This window comes from Pseudomonas syringae group sp. J254-4, from assembly GCF_032586855.1.
GTDB lineage: Bacteria > Pseudomonadota > Gammaproteobacteria > Pseudomonadales > Pseudomonadaceae > Aquipseudomonas > Aquipseudomonas amygdali.
Genome location: NZ_JAWHOO010000002.1, coordinates 228831 through 248918 on the forward strand (window position 1 = coordinate 228831; position 20088 = coordinate 248918).

Here is a 20088-nt window from a genome sequence, read left to right on the forward strand (position 1 = left end):
GGGATAGTTGGGATTATCGTTCCTCACGCTCCAGCGTGGGCATGCCTTGGGTGACGCTCTGCGTCACAAATCTGCGCAGCGCCGCTGAATCAAAAGAGGACGCGGAGCGTCCAGAACGGCATGCGACGCGGAGCGTCGCACGATAGTTGGGATTAACGGGATAGTTGGGATTATCGTTCCTCACGCTCCAGCGTGGGCATGCCTTGGGTGACGCTCTGCGTCACAAATCTGCGCGGCACCGCTGAATCAAAAGAAGACGCGGAGCGTCCAGAACGGCATGCGACGCAGAGCGTCGCACGATAGTTGGGATTAACAGGATAGTTGGGATCATCGTTCCTCACGCTCCAGCGTGGGAATGCCTTGGGTGACGCTCTGCGTCACAAATCTGCGCGGCACCGCTGAATCAAAGGAGTACGCGGAGCGTCCAGAGCGGCATGCGACGCGGAGCGTCGCACGATAGTTGGGATTAACAGGATAGTTGGGATTATCGTTCCTCACGCTCCAGCGTGGGAATGCCTTGGGTGACGCTCTGCGTCACAAAATCTGCGCTGCACCGCTGAATCAAAAGAGGACGCGGAGCGTCCAGAACGGCATGCGACGCGGAGCGTCGCACGATAGTTGAGATTAACGGGATAGTTGGGATTATCGTTCCTCACGCTCCAGCGTGGGAATGCCTTGGGTGACGCTCTGCGTCACAAATCTGCGCAGCGCCGCTGAATCAAGAGCGGACGTGTAGCGTCCAGAACGGCATGCGACGCGGAGCGTCGCACGATAGTTGGGATTAACGGGATAGTTGGGATTATCGTTCCTCACTCCAGCGTGGGCATGCCTTGGGTGACGCTCCGCGTCACAAATCTGCGCCGCACCGCTGAATCAAAAGAGGACGCGGAGCGTCCAGAACGGCATGCGACGCGGAGCGTCGCACGATAGTTGAAATGATCGTTCTTCACGGTCCATGTGACGCACTGCGTCACCTACCTGCGCAGTGCTATCAGAACAAGTCGATCGGTGCTGACTCATCCGCTGGCAACGGGCTGCCCGGTGCGCTGCTGCCGCCCAGTTCGTTGACGCTTGGCGGTGTGTCTTCGCTTTTGAACAGTTCGAAGAACGCGTTCGGCGTGCTGGGCGTGGCAGCGCGGCCGCTCAGTGGGTCTACTCGCAGGCTGAGGATGCCCGGCGGTTCTGCCTGCTGATGCGGTGGCTTGTCCTTGAGTGCAGCGCTCATGTAGTCCATCCAGATCGGCAGGGAGACCGTACCGCCAAATTCATGACGACCAAGGCTTTCAGGCTGATCGAAGCCGCTCCAGACAGTTGTCACATAGTCCGCGTTGTAACCGGAGAACCACGCATCCTTGGAATCGTTGGTGGTACCGGTCTTGCCGGCGATATCCGGCCTGTTCATGGACAGAGCGCGCCGCCCGGTGCCGCGCTTGATTACGTCCTGCAGCATGCTGTTCAGAATGTAGGTCGTGCGGCCATCCACAACGCGCTCTGCAACGGCGGGCGCTTGCGGCTGGGCCGGTGTCCCTGGTGGGCCTGCGATCACGCTCGGGCTGTCATGCACGGCAAAGGTCGATGTGTTGGGCGCAGTATTGACGTCGTTGGCCGGAACGCTTGGCGGATTGGCCACAAACAGGGTCTGCCCGTCACGGTTCTCGATGGTCTGGATCAGATAAGGACTGACCTTGTAACCGCCATTGGCAAAGGTGGCCCAGCCGGTGGCGATTTCCATCGGGGTCAATGTAGCCGTGCCCAGTGCCAGCGACAGGTTGCGCGGCAAGTCTTGCTTGGAGAAGCCAAAGCGGGTGATGTAGTCGATGGTGCTGTCGATACCGAGGGCCTGGAGCAGGCGGATCGATACCAGGTTGCGAGACTTGTACAGCGCCTCGCGCAGGCGGATCGGCCCAAGGAAGGTGTTGGTGTCATTTTTCGGACGCCATACCTTGTCCAGATACTCGTCGACGAACACGATAGGTGCGTCGTTCACCAGACTGGAGGCGGTGTAGCCGTTATCCAGTGCAGCGCTGTAGATGAACGGTTTGAAGCTGGAGCCCGGCTGACGCTTGGCCTGCATGGCGCGGTTGTAGTTGCTCTGCTCGAAAGCGAAGCCGCCGACCAGTGCACGAATGGCACCGTTTTGCGGGTCAAGCGAGACCAGAGCGCTCTGCGCGACGGGAATTTGACTGAATTTCAGCGAGCCGTCGTCCTGGCGCAGCAGACGAACGAGGTCGCCCACCTTCGCAACATCGCCTGGCTGCTTCGGATTCGCCCCCAGACTGTTGGTATTCAGGTAAGGCCGCGCCCACTTCATGGTGGCCCAGTCGACGGTTTCTTCTTTCTCGCCGTTGCGGGTCAGAACGCGCAAGCCGGTCTTGTCGACCTGGGTCACGATGCCGGGTTCGAGGCCATTGATCATGCGCTGTTTGGTCAGTTCCTGTACCCAGTTGGCGCGGGTCATGCCCGGGAAGCGGCTTTCCGGGCCGCGATAGCCGTGGCGCTGGTCGTAATCGATCAGGCCCTGCTGGATGGACTTGTTGGCGTGTTCCTGAAGGTCGCTCGGCACCGTGGTAGTAACGCGGAAGCCCTCTGTGTAGGCCTCGCTGCCGTAACGGCCGACCATTTCGGCGCGTGCCATTTCAGCAATGTACGGCGCGTTCACTTCCGGCGTTGGCACGTGATAACTGGCGTTGAGCGGTTCGTTCAAGGCTGTCTGGTAAGCGGTCTGGTCAATCTTGCCCAGGCGGTACATGCGGCCGAGGATCCAGTCGCGACGTTCCTTGGCGCGGGTCGGGTTGGCCAGCGGGTTGAAGCGTGACGGCGCCTTGGGCAGACCGGCAATCATGGCCATTTGCGCAAGGCTTACATCGCGAATCGATTTGCCATAGTAGACTTGCGCCGCGGCTTCGATTCCGTAGGCGCGGTTACCCAGATAAATCTTGTTGACGTACAGCTCGAGAATCTCGTCTTTGGTAAGTTGGCGCTCGATTTGCAAGGCCAACAGAATCTCGGTGGTTTTGCGTGAAAAGCTTCTTTCGCTGGTCAGGAAGAAGTTTTTCGCGACCTGCATGGTGATGGTACTGCCGCCTGACTGAATATGGCCGCTTTTTACCAGTTGTGTGGCAGCGCGCATCAGGCTGCTCGGGTCGACGCCGTAGTGATTGGCAAAGTTATCGTCTTCGGCCGATAGCAGGGCGTTGATGAAATTGGGTGGAATTTCCGCGAAGCGAATCGGCGTGCGGCGCATCTCGCCAAACTCGGCAATCAGCTTGCCGTCGCTGCTGAATACGCGCAGGGGGATTTGCAGTTGAATGCTTCGCAGCGCTTCAACCGATGGCAGGGTCGGGCTCAGGTAGAGAAACGCGCCACTCAGGCCAAGCAACAGCGAGCAGAATACCGCGACGAGGGACCACCAGAAAAACTTCAGCAGGCGTATCAAGGCTTTTGGATTTCCAGAAAAAATAATGGGTTGAGCGCAGGCATTTACAAATGAACACGCCTTGAAGCTTTCTTAAATGAAAAAATCGCTGGGCATTATAAGCATTTTTCGTCCACGAGCGTGATTTGCGCTACTGTCAAGGCTGTCGACAGTGACGTTGGCCCGAAATAACTCCGTAAGTGGCGGAAACTCATAGGAATCAGGTTGTGTTCGAACTCTTCAGTAAGAAGGCCAACACCCTTCTAGGGATCGATATTAGCTCCACCTCGGTAAAACTCCTGGAATTGAGTCGTTCCGGCACTCGTTACAAGGTCGAGTCTTACGCAGTCGAGCCGTTGCCGGCCAACGCTGTCGTCGAAAAGAATATTGCCGAGCTCGAAGGGGTTGGCCAGGCGCTGTCTCGCGTGCTCGCCAAGGCCAAGACCAGCGTCAAGATCGTGGCGGTCGCCGTAGCCGGTTCCGCCGTGATCACCAAGACGATTGAAATGGACGCCGGTCTTTCCGACGACGACATGGAAAACCAGCTCAAGCTTGAAGCTGACCAGTACATCCCTTATCCGCTGGAAGAAGTCGCCATCGATTTCGAAGTGCAGGGCTATTCGGTGCGCAATCCCGAACGCGTCGAGGTATTGCTGGCTGCCTGCCGCAAAGAGAACGTCGAAGTGCGCGAGGCAGCGCTGGCGCTGGCCGGGCTGACCGCGCGCGTGGTGGACGTCGAAGCCTACGCCCTTGAACGCTCGTTCGGCCTGCTGGCTGCGCAACTGGGTAACGGTCATGACGAGCTTACCGTAGCGGTGGTCGATATCGGTGCCACCATGACCACCCTCAGCGTGCTGCATCATGGCCGGATTATCTATACCCGCGAGCAGCTGTTTGGTGGCCGCCAGCTGACTGACGAAATCCAGCGCCGCTATGGGCTTTCCATGGAGGAGGCCGGGCTTGCCAAGAAGCAGGGCGGGTTGCCCGACGACTATGTCAGCGAGGTGCTGGACCCCTTCAAGGATGCGTTGGTGCAGCAGGTCTCCCGTTCTTTGCAGTTCTTCTTTGCGGCCGGTCAATACAACTCCGTGGATCACATCATGCTGGCAGGCGGCACGGCTTCGATTTCAGGGCTGGAGCATTTGATTCAACGACGCATTGGCACCCCGACGATGGTCGCTAACCCGTTTGCCGACATGGCCCTGAGCTCCAAGGTCAATGCCGGGGCGCTGGCCAGTGACGCTCCCGCGTTGATGATCGCGTGCGGTCTGGCGTTGAGGAGCTTCGACTGATGGCGCGGATCAACTTATTACCGTGGCGCGAAGAGCTTCGCGAAGAACGTAAAAAGCGCTTCCTGACCGCGCTGGTCGGCGTATTGGTGGTGTCAGTCGGTATTCTGTTTCTGATTGATCGTTACGTCAGCAATGCCATAGAGCATCAGATGGCGCGCAACGCGTTTGTGCAGACGCAGATCGCTCAGCTCGATATACGCATCAAGGAGATCAGCGACCTGAAGGCGCGTCGTAAACAGTTACTTGAGCGCATGAAGATCATTCAGGACCTGCAAGGCAACCGCCCGATCACAGGGCGTGTATTCGATCAACTGGCGCGCACTCTTCCGGATGGCGTTTATTTCTCGCAGGTCAAAATGACCGACAAGCTGATTGCCATCAGTGGCGCTGCCGAATCGAACAACCGGGTTTCCGACCTGATGCGCAACCTTGAAGCCTCTGACTGGCTGGAAGCGCCGAGCCTGACCGAAGTGAAGGCCACGACTGCAGGGGCCGTGGATCAGGCCAACGTCTTTCAGTTGACAGTGCGTCAGACCCAGCCGCCGGTTGCCGCGGCTGCACCCGCTGCAACTACGCCTGCTACAGGAGCCAAGCCATGAATATGTCTGAATGGCTGGAAGGGCTTCGCAAGGTTGACCTGAGCGAGCTGGACCTGAACAACCTGGGTTCCTGGCCCGCAGCGGTCAAGGCCATTGCCGGCGTGCTGGTCGCGGTACTGATTTTCGCACTGGGCTACTTCTTCTTTATTCAGGACCTGGAAACCCAGCTGGAAAGCGCACAGAACAGTGAGGTGACGCTCAAGGAGCAGTTTTCCAACAAGGCCTTCCAGGCTGCCAACCTTGAGCCTTACAAGAAGCAGATGGAAGAAATGGAAAACACCTTCGGGGCCCTGCTGCGGCAATTGCCCAGCGACACCGAAGTGCCTGGCTTGCTTGAGGATATAACCCGGACCGGGCTGGGAAGCGGTCTTGAGTTCGAGGAAATCAAACTGCTGCCCGAGGCGGTCCAGCAGTTCTACATCGAGCTGCCGATACAGATCACGGTAGTCGGTGGTTATCACGACCTGGCGACCTTCGTCAGCGGTGTCGCCAGCCTGCCGCGCATCGTCACGCTGCATGATTTCGAGATCAAGCCGGTCGACCCGAAGGTGCCGACCAAGTTGCGCATGAGCATTCTGGCCAAGACCTACCGCTACAACGATGAAGGGCTGAAGAAATGAGGGCGGCGCGATTGCTGTGCGTCAGTGTGGTTATGACAGGGTTGGCCGGTTGCGGTAATGACAATGATTTTGCCGACCTGTCGGCGTTCATGGATCAGGCCAGAGCGCGCCCGAGCGGCACTATCGAGGCCCTGCCGAAGTTTCGTCCGTATGAAGCGTTCACCTACAACGCCTCTACGCTGCGCAGTCCTTTTCAGCCACCGGTCAAGATCGACCTGCTCAACCGCCAGAAGGGCTCGCGGCTGGTAGCACCGGACGAGCACCGGGTCAGGCAGTTCCTGGAAGGGTTCAATATCGAGTCGTTCGAGATGGTCGGCACGATTGGCAACGAGTCAGGGACATTTGCCCTGCTGCGCGGTGCCGGAGGCGTTCATCGCGTCAAGGTGGGCGATTACCTGGGCCGTAACAACGGCCGGGTAGTGTCAATCGGTGATGCGCAGGTAGATGTCATTGAAATTGTTCCTGATGGAGAGGGGGCCTGGCTGGAAAGGCCGCGCACTATCGCCCTCAAAGAACGCTCATGAAGTGGGCAAGGCCAAGTATGCACAGTAGCGCTCAACGGAAATTGATCATGACCCGGATTTTCTCGATTATCGGCGTGTCGTTATGCATCGCGATGCTTTCGCCGGTTCTCCAGGCTGCCAACCTAAAGACCCTGGATGTCGCCGCCCTGCCGGGTGATCGCATCGAGCTCAAGCTGGCATTCGACTCGCCGGTGCCTGCGCCGCGCGGTTACACCACGGCGCAACCTGCGCGTATTGCGCTGGACCTGCCGGGCGTGACCAGTCAGTTGGCGACCAAAAGCCGTGAACTCGGTAACGGTAACGCACGCAGCGTGGTCGTTGTACAGGCTCAGGACCGCACGCGGGTAATCATTAACCTGACCACGCTTTCGCCCTACAGCTCCCGCGTCGACGGCAACAACCTGTACGTGGTTATCGGTCAGGGCGCAGCCGCTGCGCAGGCTTCCCAGCCAACCACCGCGATGGGCGCGCAACGGGTAGCGGTGCCGCCACCCACTCCGGCATCTGCCAAACCGTTTATCCCTGCGGGCGTCAAGGCCATCAGGAATGTCGATTTCCAGCGCGGCGAGCTGGGTGAAGGCAATGTGATCATAGACTTGAGCAACCCCGGCATTGCCCCGGATATTCAGGAGCAGGGCGGCAAGATCCGTGTCGACTTCGCCAAGACCCAACTGCCCGAACCGCTGCGCGTCCGGCTGGACGTCAAGGACTTCGCCACGCCGGTGCAGTTTGTCAGTGCGTCGGCTACGGGTGACAAGGCCAGTATTCTGATCGAGCCGTCGGGTGCCTTCGACTACTCGGCGTTTCAGACCGAAAACAAGCTGACCATCAGTGTGCGGCCGTTGACCAATGAGGATCTGGACCGCCGCGCCGCTGACAAACCGGTGTACACCGGTGAAAAGCTGTCGCTGAACTTCCAGGACATCGACGTACGCTCGGTGCTGCAACTGATTGCCGACTTCACCAACCTCAATCTGGTAGCCAGCGACACGGTTCAGGGCGGTATTACTCTGCGTCTGCAGAACGTGCCATGGGATCAGGCGCTGGACCTGGTGCTGAAAACCAAAGGCCTGGACAAGCGCAAGGTCGGCAGCGTCCTGCTGGTCGCGCCCGCCGATGAAATTGCTGCCCGCGAGCGTCAGGAGCTTGAATCGCTCAAGCAGATCGCCGAGCTGGCGCCCCTGCGTCGCGAACTGCTGCAGGTCAATTACGCCAAGGCTGCCGATATCGCCAAGCTGTTCCAGTCGGTGACCAGCGCCGAGTCCAAGACCGACGAGCGTGGTTCGATCACTGTGGACGACCGGACCAATAACATCATTGCCTATCAAACCCAGGACCGGCTCGACGAACTGCGTCGCATCGTCTCGCAACTGGACATTCCGGTGCGTCAGGTGATGATCGAGGCGCGCATCGTCGAGGCCAACGTCGATTACAACAAGCAACTGGGTGTGCGCTGGGGCGGCTCGACCAACACCAGCGGCAATGGAAAATGGACAACCTATGGCCTTGATAATAATGGCGATGAGGCAGGTAACACTGGCAGCAACGTGACCTCCAACGTGCCGTTTGTCGATATGGGCGCATCTGGCGCAACCTCCGGCATTGGCCTGGGCTTCGTCACCAACAATACGTTGCTGGACCTTGAACTGAGCGCGATGGAGAAGACCGGTAACGGTGAAATCGTCTCCCAGCCCAAGGTAGTCACTTCCGACAAGGAAACCGCCAAGATCCTCAAGGGCACCGAGATCCCGTATCAGGAATCCAGCTCCAGCGGTGCAACCACGGTGAGCTTCAAGGAAGCCTCGCTGTCGCTTGAAGTAACGCCGCAGATCACGCCGGATAACCGCATCATCATGGAGGTCAAGGTCACCAAGGATGAGCCGGACTACCTGAATGCGGTGCTTGGCGTACCACCGATCAAGAAAAACGAGGTCAACGCCAAAGTGCTTATTTCCGATGGCGAAACCATCGTCATTGGTGGTGTGTTCTCAAATACGCAAAGTAAAGTTGTCGATAAAGTGCCATTTCTTGGCGATGTACCGTATCTTGGCCGGCTTTTCAGGCGCGATGTGGTATCCGAGTCCAAATCCGAGCTGTTGGTATTTTTGACTCCGCGTATCATGAACAACCAGGCGATTTCTGTGAGTCGTTGATTTTGTGCGAAATTTAATACTTGTGGGGCCGATGGGTGCTGGCAAAAGCACCATCGGCCGTTTGCTTGCCAAAGAGTTGCGACTGCCGTTCAAGGATTCCGACAAGGAGATCGAGTTGCGCACGGGTGCCAATATCCCGTGGATCTTCGACAAGGAAGGTGAGCCGGGTTTCCGTGAGCGCGAGCAGGCCATGATTGCCGAGCTGTGCGAAGCCGATGGCCTGGTTCTGGCCACCGGTGGCGGCGCCGTCATGCGCAGTGAAAACCGTCATGCGCTGCGTGCCGGTGGGCGCGTGGTGTATCTGCATGCCTCCATAGAACAGCAGGTCGGGCGCACCGCGCGTGACAGAAATCGTCCTTTGTTGCGTACCGCCGATCCGGCCCGGGTGCTGAGCGAATTGCTGGCTATCCGCGACCCGCTGTATCGGGAAATCGCCGACGTGGTGATTGAAACCGATGAGCGGCCACCCCGAATGGTGGTTCTCGAGATATTGGCGCGCCTTGCAGAGCTTCCTCCCCGTTAAAGCGCAGGCGAAAATGCGCTATTCTCGTCGACCAGCAAAACAGCGACGGTGCATGGCCTTGCGTCATGACCTGCTGAAGCACAAACCGTCCAACCGGTAATCAATGTGGGGACACATGCAGACACTTAAGGTCGAGCTTGGTGAGCGTAGCTACCCGATCCATATTGGCGAAGGCCTTCTGGATCAGCCAGAGCTCCTGACCCCGCATATCGTCGGGCGTCAGGTGGCTATCGTTTCCAACACGACAGTGGCACCGCTGTATCTGGAGCGTCTGACGCAGACCCTGGCCGGTTACAACGTTCTTCCGATTGTTCTGCCCGATGGCGAGGCGTTCAAGAACTGGGAAACCCTGCAGACCATTTTCGATGGCCTGCTGACCGCTCGTCATGATCGTCGCACTACAGTCATCGCCCTGGGTGGCGGTGTGATTGGTGACATGGCCGGGTTTGCTGCCGCCTGTTATCAGCGCGGCGTGAATTTCATCCAGATCCCGACCACGTTGCTGTCCCAGGTAGACTCATCGGTGGGCGGCAAGACCGGCATCAATCATCCGTTGGGCAAGAACATGGTGGGGGCCTTCTATCAGCCAAGCGTCGTGCTGATCGATACCACCTCGCTCAATACCCTGCCCGAGCGTGAACTGTCCGCCGGGCTGGCAGAGGTCATCAAGTACGGCCTGATCTGCGACGAGCCGTTTCTGACCTGGCTTGAAGAGCACGTCGACGCGCTGCGCGGGCTGGATCAGGCAGCGCTGACCGTGGCCATCGAACGCTCCTGTGCGGCCAAGGCGCTGGTGGTCGGCGCCGACGAGCGTGAGTCCGGTGTTCGCGCCACATTGAACCTTGGTCACACATTCGGTCACGCCATCGAGACGCATATGGGCTATGGTGTCTGGCTGCATGGCGAGGCGGTAGCTGCCGGTACGGTCATGGCGCTGGAAATGTCCTCGCGTCTGGGCTGGATCAGCACGCAGGAACGGGATCGCGGTATTCGCCTGTTTCAGCGCGCCGGGCTGCCGGTGGTGCCACCACAGGACATGACGGAAGACAATTTCCTCGAACACATGGCGATCGACAAGAAAGTCATCGACGGTCGCTTGCGTCTGGTGCTGTTGCGCCAGATGGGTGAAGCGGTTATCACGGACGATTATCCAAAAGAAGTATTACAGGCCACCCTGGTTGCGGACTATCGCGCCCTGGTGGATCAGCTTAGAGGTTAACGGAAAACCCATGACTAGTTTGCATGCCGACGAGGCCTTCCTCGGCCATTATCAGTTGAGTCATGACCCCTTTGCGGCGCGGGTACCTGGCTTCAAATTCTTTCCTGCCCAGCGCAAGCCTGTACTGGGTCAGCTTCATCATCTGGCGCGTTACAGCCAGTTGTTGCTGGCAGTGACCGGGCCGCAGGGCAGCGGCAAGACCCTGCTGCGTCAGGCGCTGGTAGCAAGCACCAACAAGCAGTCGGTGCAAAGCGTCGTGGTTTCTGCACGCGGCGCTGGCGATGCGGCAGGTGTGCTGCAGCAGGTTGCTCAGGCGCTGAGCGTTGCCCAGGCTGAAATGCAGGCGATCCTGTCGCAGGTCGTGCAGCTCGGGCTGACCGGCCAGGAAGTCTACTTGCTGGTTGACGATGCGGAACAACTGGGCGATTCGGCGCTCGAAGCGTTGCTGGGTCTTGCTGCGGGAACGCCTGAAGGGCGTCCGCATGTATTCCTGTTCGGAGAGCCATCGCTGCTCGATCGTCTCGATCAGATGTGTGCCGACCTGCAGGGCGATGTCGAAGGCGAACGCTTTCACGTCATCGAGCTGCAACCCTATACGGAAGAGGAAACCCGGGAGTATCTGGCTCAGCGTCTGGAGGGTGCAGGGCAAGGAATCGCGTTGTTCACTGCCGACCAGATCACCGATATTCATGAACAGTCCGATGGCTGGCCTGGGGCAATCAACCAGGTAGCCCGCGATTCAATGATCGAGGCGATGATCGCGAGTCGTTCTGCGGTCAAGCGTCCAAGTGTGGGGTTTAACATGCCGAAAAAACACGTATTGGCCTTGGGTGCCGTCGTCATAGTGGCCGTGGCAGCAGCAGTGCTGATCCCCGGTCGCGGTGACAAAACGGGCACGCCAGCCAATGCCCCTGCTTCTGCTCAGGCGCAATTGCCGCTGGGCGAGGGCAAGCCAACTGCTCAGCAATCGAACAACGGTAGCCCGGCCATCGAGTTCGCGGGCAATTCCCAGCCGATGCCGCTGCCGATGAATGGCAACTCGCAACCGGTGATGCGCGGCCCGCTGGCTGAAGCGGCCGGGTCGACTGATTCCGACGAAGACGCGGTGCCGACAGGTTCGCCTGCCCAGCCGCCGACCGTGACCACCACTGCGCCGCCTGCGGGCGTGCCCGCCGGTCAGGCTGCTGCCCAGACGCCACGCTCGTCTATTCCTGCGCCAGCCGCCAAGCCAGCGCCTGCACCTGCACCTGCTCAGGTCGCCACAGCCAAGCCAGCTCCGGCCCCGGCTGCCAAGCCTGCGGAAAAACCTGCGCCAGCAGCCGCCAAACCGGCTGCCGGTAGCAATTGGTACAGCAGTCAGGCGCCAGGCCACTATGTGGTACAGATTCTGGGCACCAGCTCCGAAGCGACCGCTCAGGCCTACATCGCAGAGCAAGGTGGCGAGTACCGTTATTTCAAGAAAACCCTGCAGGGCAAGCCGCTGTACGTCATCACGTATGGCAACTTTCCTGACCGTGCTGCCGCCCTGGCAGCCATCAAGGTATTGCCAGCCAAGGTTCAGGCTGGTAAACCTTGGCCCCGTACTGTCGCCAGCGTCCAACAAGAGCTTGGTGCCAGTCGCTGAAGTCGCAGCGGCCTTATCCGGGCCGCTTCACCCAGCCAGCCTGACTTAACCCGCAAAGCGCGCCACCAGATTGGTGCGCGCCTTGCGGCGTCTGCGTTACAAGCGCTTTACAGTCTCCCGTCGCGTCAGTCAGATACTTGAAGAAATGCTTTGACTAGCACAGCGACCCGTTTTAAAACTTTCATAATTGCGACATTGATTATCAACCAGTCGTCGTTAAATTTGTTAGCCCTTGTGTCGCTGTGTACAATGACCTCCGTTTTGCCTGTCCGAAGCTGGCGCACGTTCGGCGTGACAGGTAATTGGTTGAATTAAAAGGAAATTTGCCTCGAATAGAGGCAGCCTGGTGAGAAAGTGTCTATGAAAGCAGGTCTGTACCAACCAGATGAATTCAAGGATAACTGCGGCTTCGGCCTGATCGCTCATATGCAGGGCGAGCCCAGTCATCACCTGTTGCAGACGGCCGTTCAGGCCCTGACCTGCATGACCCACCGTGGCGGTATCAACGCCGACGGCAAGACCGGTGACGGTTGCGGTCTGTTGATTCAGAAGCCCGATGGCTTCTTGCGTGCGATGGCCAAAGAGCACTTCGGTGCCGACCTGCCCCGCCAATATGCTGTGGGCATGGTGTTCCTCAATCAGGACGACGCCAAGGCTGACGCCGCACGCGAAAACATGAACCGCGAGATCCTCGCCGAGGGCCTGGAACTGGTCGGCTGGCGTCAGGTGCCGATCGATACCAGCGTCCTGGGCCGTCTGGCACTGGAGCGCCTGCCGAAAATCGAGCAGGTGTACATTGGCGGTGAAGGCCTGAGCGATCAGGAATTCGCCATCAAGCTGTTCAGCGCACGCCGCCGTTCGTCAGTGTCCAACGCCGCAGATACCGATCATTACATTTGCAGCTTTTCGCACAAGACCATCATTTATAAAGGCCTGATGATGCCGGCCGATCTCACGGCCTTCTTCCCGGACCTGAGCGACGAGCGTCTGCAGACTGCCATTTGCGTGTTCCACCAGCGCTTTTCCACCAATACCCTGCCGAAATGGCCGCTGGCGCAGCCGTTCCGGTTTCTTGCCCATAACGGCGAGATCAACACCATCACCGGCAACCGCAACTGGGCACAGGCGCGACGCACCAAGTTCACCAACGATCTGATGGACCTGGACGAGCTGGGCCCGCTGGTCAACCGCGTGGGTTCGGACTCATCGAGCATGGACAACATGCTTGAGCTGATGGTGACCGGCGGCATCGACCTGTTCCGTGGCGTGCGCATGATCATTCCGCCTGCGTGGCAGAACGTCGAGACCATGGACCCGGATCTACGCGCCTTCTACGAATACAACTCCATGCACATGGAACCGTGGGACGGCCCGGCCGGCATCGTGATGACCGAAGGTCGTCATGCCGTCTGCCTGCTCGACCGCAATGGCCTGCGCCCGGCGCGCTGGGTCACGACCAAGAACGGCTACATCACCCTGGCGTCGGAAATCGGCGTGTGGGACTACAAGCCTGAAGACGTTATCGCCAAGGGCCGCGTCGGTCCTGGGCAGATCTTTGCCGTGGACACTGAAACCGGTCAGATCCTCGACACCGACGCCATCGACAACCGTCTCAAGTCGCGTCATCCCTACAAGCAATGGCTGCGCAAGAATGCCCTGCGCATTCAGGCCACCATGGAAGACAACGACCACGGCTCGGCTTTTTACGACAGCGAGCAGCTCAAGCAGTACATGAAGATGTATCAGGTCACGTTCGAAGAACGCGATCAGGTGCTGCGCCCGCTGGGTGAACAGGGCCAGGAAGCTGTGGGCTCTATGGGTGACGACACACCGATGGCGGTGTTGTCGCGTCGTGTGCGTTCGCCCTACGATTACTTCCGCCAGCAGTTCGCGCAGGTGACCAACCCGCCGATCGACCCGCTGCGTGAAGCCATCGTCATGTCGCTGGAAATCTGCCTCGGTGCCGAGCGCAATATCTTCCAGGAATCGCCAGAGCACGCCTCACGCGTAATCCTTAGTTCGCCGGTCATTTCGCCAGCCAAATGGCGTTCGCTGATGAACCTGGAGCGTCCGGGCTTCGAACGCCACATCATTGACCTGAACTACGATGAAAGCCTGGGTCTTGAAGCCGCTGTGCGCAGCGTTGCCGATCAGGCCGAAGAGGCCGTGCGTGCCGGTCGTACCCTGATCGTGCTGAGCGACCGACACATCGCACCGGGCAAACTGCCGGTGCATGCTTCGCTGGCGGTCGGCGCGGTTCACCACCGTCTGACCGAACAGGGCCTGCGCTGCGACAGCAACATCCTGGTCGAAACCGCAACCGCGCGTGACCCGCACCATTTCGCGGTGTTGATCGGCTTCGGCGCGTCGGCGGTCTATCCGTTCCTGGCCTATGAAGTGCTGGGCGATCTGATCCGTACTGGCGAAGTGCTGGGCGATCTGTACGAAGTCTTCAAGAACTACCGCAAAGGCATCACCAAGGGCCTGCTCAAGATCCTGTCGAAGATGGGTATCTCGACCGTTGCGTCCTACCGTGGCGCGCAGTTGTTTGAAGCCATCGGTCTGTCCGAGGAAGTTTGCGACACCAGTTTCCGCGGTGTGCCGAGCCGCCTGAAAGGCGCGCGTTTCGTCGATATTGAAGCCGAACAGAAAGCGCTGGCAGCCGAAGCCTGGAGCACGCGCAAGCCGATCCAGCAAGGCGGTCTGCTCAAGTTCGTGTTTGGTGGCGAATACCATGCCTACAACCCGGACGTGGTCAGCACCCTGCAAGCCGCCGTGCAGCAGGGCGACTACAGCAAGTTCAAGGAATACACCTCGCTGGTAGACCAGCGTCCGGTGTCGATGATTCGCGACCTGCTACAGGTCAAGACGCTTGAGCAGCCGTTGAACATCGACGAAATCGAGCCGCTGAGCGAAATCCTCAAGCGCTTCGATTCGGCCGGTATTTCTCTGGGTGCCTTGTCGCCGGAGGCTCATGAAGCGCTGGCCGAGGCGATGAACCGTCTGGGCGCGCGCTCCAACTCCGGTGAAGGCGGCGAAGATCCGGCGCGTTACGGCACCATCCGCAGCTCCAAGATCAAGCAGATTGCCACTGGCCGCTTTGGTGTCACGCCAGAATACCTGGTGAACGCCGATGTGCTGCAAATCAAGGTTGCACAGGGTGCCAAGCCGGGTGAGGGCGGGCAGCTGCCGGGCGGCAAGGTCAATGGCCTGATCGCCAAGCTGCGTTATGCCGTACCGGGCGTAACGCTGATTTCGCCGCCTCCGCACCACGACATCTATTCCATCGAAGACTTGTCGCAGCTGATTTTTGACTTGAAACAGGTCAACCCGGCGGCGCTGGTGTCGGTAAAGCTGGTGGCAGAAGCGGGCGTTGGCACCATTGCCGCTGGCGTGGCCAAGGCCTATGCCGACCTGATCACCATTTCCGGTTACGACGGCGGCACCGGTGCATCGCCGCTGACCTCGATCAAGTACGCTGGCGCGCCGTGGGAACTGGGTCTGGCCGAAACTCACCAGACCCTGCGCGGCAACGACCTGCGCGGCAAGGTCCGGGTGCAGACCGACGGTGGTCTGAAAACCGGCCTGGACGTGATCAAGGCAGCCATTCTCGGTGCTGAAAGCTTCGGTTTCGGCACCGCGCCGATGATCGCGCTGGGCTGCAAATACCTGCGTATCTGCCACCTGAACAACTGCGCTACCGGCGTTGCGACGCAGAACGAAAAGCTGCGCAAGGACCACTACATCGGCACCGTCGATATGGTGATCAACTTCTTCACCTACGTAGCTGAAGAAACCCGTGAGTGGCTGGCCAGGCTGGGCGTTCGCACGCTGGAAGAGCTGATCGGTCGTACCGACCTGCTGGATATCCTGCCGGGCGAAACCGAGAAGCAGCAGCATCTGGACCTGACACCGTTGCTGGGCAGCGACCATATTCCGGCTGACAAGCCTCAGTTCAGCCTGGTGGATCGCAACCCGCCGTTCGACAAGGGCCTGCTGGCCGAGCAGATGGTGGAGATGGCCAAGCCGGCCATTGAATCCCTCAGCGGTGGCGAGTATGAACTGGACATCTGCAACTGCGACCGTTCCATTGGCGCACGGATTTCCGGTGAAATCGCCCGATTGCACGGCAACCAGGGCATGAACAAGGCACCGATCACTTTCCGCTTCAAAGGCACTGCCGGTCAGAGCTTCGGGGTGTGGAACGCCGGTGGCCTGAACATGTATCTGGAAGGCGATGCCAACGACTACGTCGGCAAGGGTATGACCGCTGGCAAGCTGGTGATCGTGCCGCCCAAGGGCAGCCCGTTCAAGACCAACGAGAGCGCTATCATCGGCAACACCTGCCTGTACGGCGCAACCGGCGGCAAGCTGTTTGCGGCGGGCACGGCGGGCGAACGTTTCGCGGTGCGTAACTCGGGTGCCCACACTGTTGTGGAAGGCACTGGCGACCACTGCTGCGAATACATGACTGGTGGTTTCGTCTGTGTACTGGGCAAGACCGGCTACAACTTCGGTTCCGGTATGACTGGCGGTTTCGCTTACGTGCTCGACCAGGACAACACCTTCGTTGACCTGGTCAACCATGAGCTGGTCGAGATCCAGCGCATCAGCGGCGAGTCGATGGAAGCCTATCGCACTCACTTGCAGAGCGTTCTCAACGAGTACGTGGCTGAAACCGACAGCGAATGGGGCCGCAATCTTGCGGAAAACCTGGACGACTACCTGCGTCGTTTCTGGCTGGTCAAGCCCAAGGCTGCCAACCTGAAATCGCTGCTTTCCAGCACTCGGGCGAATCCACAGTAAAAGCAGCTGCTAGCGGTGAGCTTCAAACCGCAAGCCAACGGCAGTGCGCGAATTGCCTGCGATCACGATTTTTTGCAGCTTCAGGCTTGTAACCTGAAGCTGCCGTAAAGAGGCTCCAGAGAATGGCTGAACGTCTCAGTAACGACTTCCAGTTCATCGACGTCGGACGTAAAGACCCGAAGAAGAAACTGCTGCGTCAACGCAAGAAGGAGTTCGTGGAAATCTACGAACCGTTCAAGCCCCAGCAGTCCGCCGATCAGGCGCATCGCTGCCTGGGTTGCGGCAACCCGTATTGCGAGTGGAAGTGCCCGGTGCACAACTTCATTCCCAACTGGCTCAAGCTGGTCGCCGAGGGCAATATTCTCGCGGCGGCGGAGTTGTCTCATCAGACCAACACTCTGCCGGAAGTCTGCGGCCGCGTGTGCCCGCAGGATCGCCTGTGTGAAGGTGCCTGCACGCTGAACGACGGTTTCGGCGCGGTCACCATCGGCTCGGTCGAGAAGTACATCACCGACACCGCGTTTGCCATGGGCTGGCGTCCGGACATGTCCAGAGTTGTGCCGACCGGCAAGCGCGTCGCCATCATTGGTGCAGGGCCTGCGGGCCTGGGCTGTGCCGACGTGTTGGTGCGTGGCGGCGTGACGCCGGTGGTGTTCGACAAGAATCCGGAAATCGGTGGTTTGCTGACCTTCGGCATCCCCGAGTTCAAGCTGGAAAAATCCGTACTCAGCCATCGTCGCGAAGTGTTCACCGGCATGGGCATCGAGTTTCGGCTCAACACCGAAGTCGGCAAGGACGTCACCATCGATCAACTGCTCGAAGAATACGATGCGGTGTTCATGGGCATGGGCACCTACACCTACATGAAAGGCGGCTTCCCCGGTGAGGATCTGCCGGGCGTGCACGATGCGCTCGACTTCCTGATCGCCAACGTCAACCGCAACCTGGGCTTTGAAAAGGCCCCGGAAGACTTCGTCGACATGAAGGGCAAGCGGGTCGTGGTTCTGGGCGGTGGTGACACGGCGATGGACTGCAACCGCACCTCGATCCGTCAGGGTGCCAAGTCGGTGACGTGCGCTTATCGTCGCGACGAAGAGAACATGCCAGGCTCGCGCAAGGAAGTGAAGAACGCCAAGGAAGAAGGCGTGAAGTTTCTCTACAACCGTCAGCCTATCGCCATCGTGGGCGATGGCAAGGTCGAAGGCGTGAAGGTGGTCGAGACGCGTCTCGGCGAGCCTGATGCTCGGGGTCGTCGCAGCCCGGAGCCGATTCCGGGCTCCGAAGAGATCATCCCGGCCGAAGCCGTGGTCATCGCCTTCGGCTTCCGCCCAAGCCCTGCGCCATGGTTCGAGCAGTTCACGATCAGTACTGACAGCCAGGGCCGTGTGGTGGCCCCGGAACAAGCACAGTACAAGCACCAGACCAGCAACCCGAAGATCTTCGCCGGTGGCGACATGGTGCGCGGCTCCGACCTGGTGGTGACCGCTATCTTCGAAGGCCGTAATGCGGCTGAAGGGATTCTGGATTACCTGGGCGTCTAAGCCTTGTGTTGCCAGAGCGCGCCGTTACTGAGGCGCGCTCTGACAACAGGCGTCTACCCATCACGGGTGATTTACCGACTTTTCTGACATCCCTTCTGCGCCCTCCTTCCTAAGCTCGGTGTAACTCGCTCAAGACGAGCGTTTTATCAACCAGGGAAGGACATCATGAAAAATCAGTTTGGTTTCTGCCTCGCGCTCTCGATAGCGCCCTTTGCATTTGCCAGCCAGACACCCGCCAACTTCGATGGACCCGTTTTCGGTTCGATCATCGAAAACAAGGCCGTTTACTTTGAATCCGGTGTCGAGCTTCAGCGACGCATGAGTGCAGGCAATCTGACCTCTGTCGGGCTGGTGACAGACTTGCTCCAGCGCATCGAAGTGCTGAACAAAAATGGCCCGGCGCTCAACGCTGTCATTGAAATCAACCCCGACGCTCTGCAGATAGCCGCGCAAATGGACGGGGAGCGTTCTCGCGGGGAAAAACGTGGGCCGCTGCATGGCATCCCCATACTGGTAAAAGACAATCTTGATACGGGCGATCAGATGCAGACCACTGCGGGCGCTCTCTCAATGGTCGGATTGCCTGCTCCACGCGATGCTTTTGTGGTGCAGCGGCTTCGCGATGCCGGCGCGATCATTATCGGCAAGGCCAATCTCAGCGAATGGGCGCATTTCCGTGGGTACGAGGTACCTAGCGGCTGGAGCGGCCGAGGCGGGCAGACGCGTCATCCCTATGACTTGAGCGCTGATCCGCTTGGCTCCAGCTCAGGTTCGGCAGTGGGTCTTGCAGCTGGATTTTCACCTTTGGCGGTAGGCACCGAGACCAATGGTTCGATCATTCAACCTGCCGCCACGAGTGGTGTCATAGGGCTTAGGCCTACGCTGGGTCTGCTCAGTCGTACCGGTATGATTCCGCTCTCCAGTCGTCAGGACACCCCCGGCCCAATGGCGCGAACGGTCACGGATACCGCGATCCTGCTGACGGCGATGAGCGGCAACGACCCTCTCGACGAAGCCACCGCCCGAGCCTCCACCGATGTAGTGAACTATGTCGACCACCTCAGGACGGACGCCTTGAGCGGCAAGCGCCTGGGCTATCCAAGTCACACCCATGACGGCATGCCAATGGACGACGATCCTGAATTCCAAAAGGTGAAGCGTCGTCTGAGTGCTGCCGGGGCGATACTGGTTCCCGTCGATGTTCCGTCGATTGATAGCACTTCAGAGTATTTAGTGCTGGTGCATGATTTCAAGCGCGAGCTTAACGCTTACTTGAGCACACGCACCGGGCTGGGTGTCAGCACGCTGGATGAGATCATTGCATTCAACACCGCGTTTCCTGGAGCGCAAGCCTATGATCAGGATTTATTGATTGACTCCTCCAGCGTGTCTGTAGATCAGGAGGATTACCTGTCGATTGCAACCAACTTGCGTGCTGCTCATCGACAATTGATTGATGGGCTCTTGCAGCAACACTCGCTCGACGTGCTCATTGACTGGTCAGAGGTTTCTTTCAAAGCGGTTGGCGCTATCGCAGGTTATCCGGGAATAACCGTGCCTGTCGGGCTCGAAGAGAATGGCCTGCCAAGAGGGTTGTATTTCCTTTCCACTGCCTGGGATGAAGGTGCTTTGCTGAGCTATGCCTACGCACTTGAACAGGCGCTTGCAACATCTGCAGCTTTGGTTCATTCGGGTATTAGCCAGGCTGATTGATTCCATATTCCAGTCTGGTGCAGGCCAGGCCTGGATGTCAGGGGCGGGCGTCGGAAAAC

12 protein-coding genes are annotated in these 20088 nt (G+C 59.1%); 11 read left to right on the top strand and 1 reads right to left on the bottom strand.

Annotated features, from left to right (window positions below; all coding sequences use genetic code 11):
• Positions 1-991 precede the first annotated feature (991 nt).
• Positions 992-3433 carry a penicillin-binding protein 1A gene (locus tag RYB09_RS04240; RefSeq protein WP_373561872.1) on the bottom strand — a complete coding sequence of 814 codons (2442 nt, stop codon included), beginning with the start codon at positions 3431-3433 and terminating at the stop codon, positions 992-994.
• Between the two features lie 209 nt (positions 3434-3642).
• On the opposite strand from RYB09_RS04240, the gene RYB09_RS04245 reads away from it, so the two are divergent.
• From RYB09_RS04245 to RYB09_RS04295, 11 genes are all read left to right on the top strand, one after another.
• Positions 3643-4707 carry a pilus assembly protein PilM gene (locus RYB09_RS04245; RefSeq protein ID WP_002551652.1) on the top strand — a complete coding sequence of 355 codons (1065 nt, stop codon included), beginning with the start codon at positions 3643-3645 and terminating at the stop codon, positions 4705-4707.
• Positions 4707-5306: a PilN domain-containing protein gene (locus RYB09_RS04250; protein WP_004654254.1), complete on the top strand. Its 600-nt coding sequence runs from the start codon at positions 4707-4709 to the stop codon at positions 5304-5306. Before RYB09_RS04245 ends, RYB09_RS04250 begins: the two co-directional genes overlap by 1 nt.
• A complete protein-coding gene (gene pilO / locus RYB09_RS04255) occupies positions 5303-5926 on the top strand; it encodes a type 4a pilus biogenesis protein PilO (RefSeq protein ID WP_002551654.1) in 624 nt (207 codons plus the stop codon). Before RYB09_RS04250 ends, pilO begins: the two co-directional genes overlap by 4 nt.
• Positions 5923-6450: a type 4a pilus biogenesis lipoprotein PilP gene (pilP, locus tag RYB09_RS04260; protein ID WP_002551655.1), complete on the top strand. Its 528-nt coding sequence runs from the start codon at positions 5923-5925 to the stop codon at positions 6448-6450. The genes pilO and pilP overlap by 4 nt, the downstream gene beginning before the upstream one ends.
• Before the next feature lie 47 nt (positions 6451-6497).
• Entirely contained in the window at positions 6498-8603 is a 2106-nt protein-coding gene (gene pilQ, locus RYB09_RS04265; protein ID WP_005743117.1) for a type IV pilus secretin PilQ, read from the top strand.
• 4 nt (positions 8604-8607) lie between these two features.
• A complete protein-coding gene (gene aroK / locus RYB09_RS04270; protein WP_058399805.1) occupies positions 8608-9126 on the top strand; it encodes a shikimate kinase AroK in 519 nt (172 codons plus the stop codon).
• Positions 9127-9241: 115 nt separating this feature from the next.
• A complete protein-coding gene (aroB, locus tag RYB09_RS04275) occupies positions 9242-10345 on the top strand; it encodes a 3-dehydroquinate synthase (protein ID WP_044322855.1) in 1104 nt (367 codons plus the stop codon).
• Between the two features lie 10 nt (positions 10346-10355).
• Positions 10356-11969, top strand: coding sequence for an SPOR domain-containing protein (locus RYB09_RS04280; protein WP_058408267.1), 1614 nt, complete (start codon positions 10356-10358; stop codon positions 11967-11969).
• A gap of 360 nt (positions 11970-12329) precedes the next feature.
• A complete protein-coding gene (gene gltB / locus RYB09_RS04285; RefSeq protein WP_058408266.1) occupies positions 12330-16775 on the top strand; it encodes a glutamate synthase large subunit in 4446 nt (1481 codons plus the stop codon).
• A gap of 122 nt (positions 16776-16897) precedes the next feature.
• Positions 16898-18316 carry an FAD-dependent oxidoreductase gene (locus tag RYB09_RS04290; RefSeq protein WP_002551661.1) on the top strand — a complete coding sequence of 473 codons (1419 nt, stop codon included), beginning with the start codon at positions 16898-16900 and terminating at the stop codon, positions 18314-18316.
• 165 nt (positions 18317-18481) lie between these two features.
• The gene (locus tag RYB09_RS04295) at positions 18482-20029 is read left to right on the top strand and encodes an amidase family protein (RefSeq protein ID WP_122259084.1); all 1548 of its coding nucleotides are present in this window, start codon (positions 18482-18484) and stop codon (positions 20027-20029) included.
• The last annotated feature ends 59 nt before the right edge of the window (positions 20030-20088 follow it).

Excerpts from the sequence above, each read along its gene's own strand:
- RYB09_RS04250 (WP_004654254.1), top strand. The coding sequence starts at position 4,707 with ATGGCGCGGATCAACTTATTACCGTGGCGCGAAGAGCTTCGCGAAGAA.
- pilQ (WP_005743117.1), top strand. The coding sequence starts at position 6,498 with ATGACCCGGATTTTCTCGATTATCGGCGTGTCGTTATGCATCGCGATG.
- pilP (WP_002551655.1), top strand. The coding sequence starts at position 5,923 with ATGAGGGCGGCGCGATTGCTGTGCGTCAGTGTGGTTATGACAGGGTTG.
- pilO (WP_002551654.1), top strand. The coding sequence starts at position 5,303 with ATGAATATGTCTGAATGGCTGGAAGGGCTTCGCAAGGTTGACCTGAGC.
- gltB (WP_058408266.1), top strand. The coding sequence starts at position 12,330 with ATGAAAGCAGGTCTGTACCAACCAGATGAATTCAAGGATAACTGCGGC.
- RYB09_RS04280 (WP_058408267.1), top strand. The coding sequence starts at position 10,356 with ATGACTAGTTTGCATGCCGACGAGGCCTTCCTCGGCCATTATCAGTTG.
- aroB (WP_044322855.1), top strand. The coding sequence starts at position 9,242 with ATGCAGACACTTAAGGTCGAGCTTGGTGAGCGTAGCTACCCGATCCAT.
- RYB09_RS04295 (WP_122259084.1), top strand. The coding sequence starts at position 18,482 with ATGAAAAATCAGTTTGGTTTCTGCCTCGCGCTCTCGATAGCGCCCTTT.
- RYB09_RS04290 (WP_002551661.1), top strand. The coding sequence starts at position 16,898 with ATGGCTGAACGTCTCAGTAACGACTTCCAGTTCATCGACGTCGGACGT.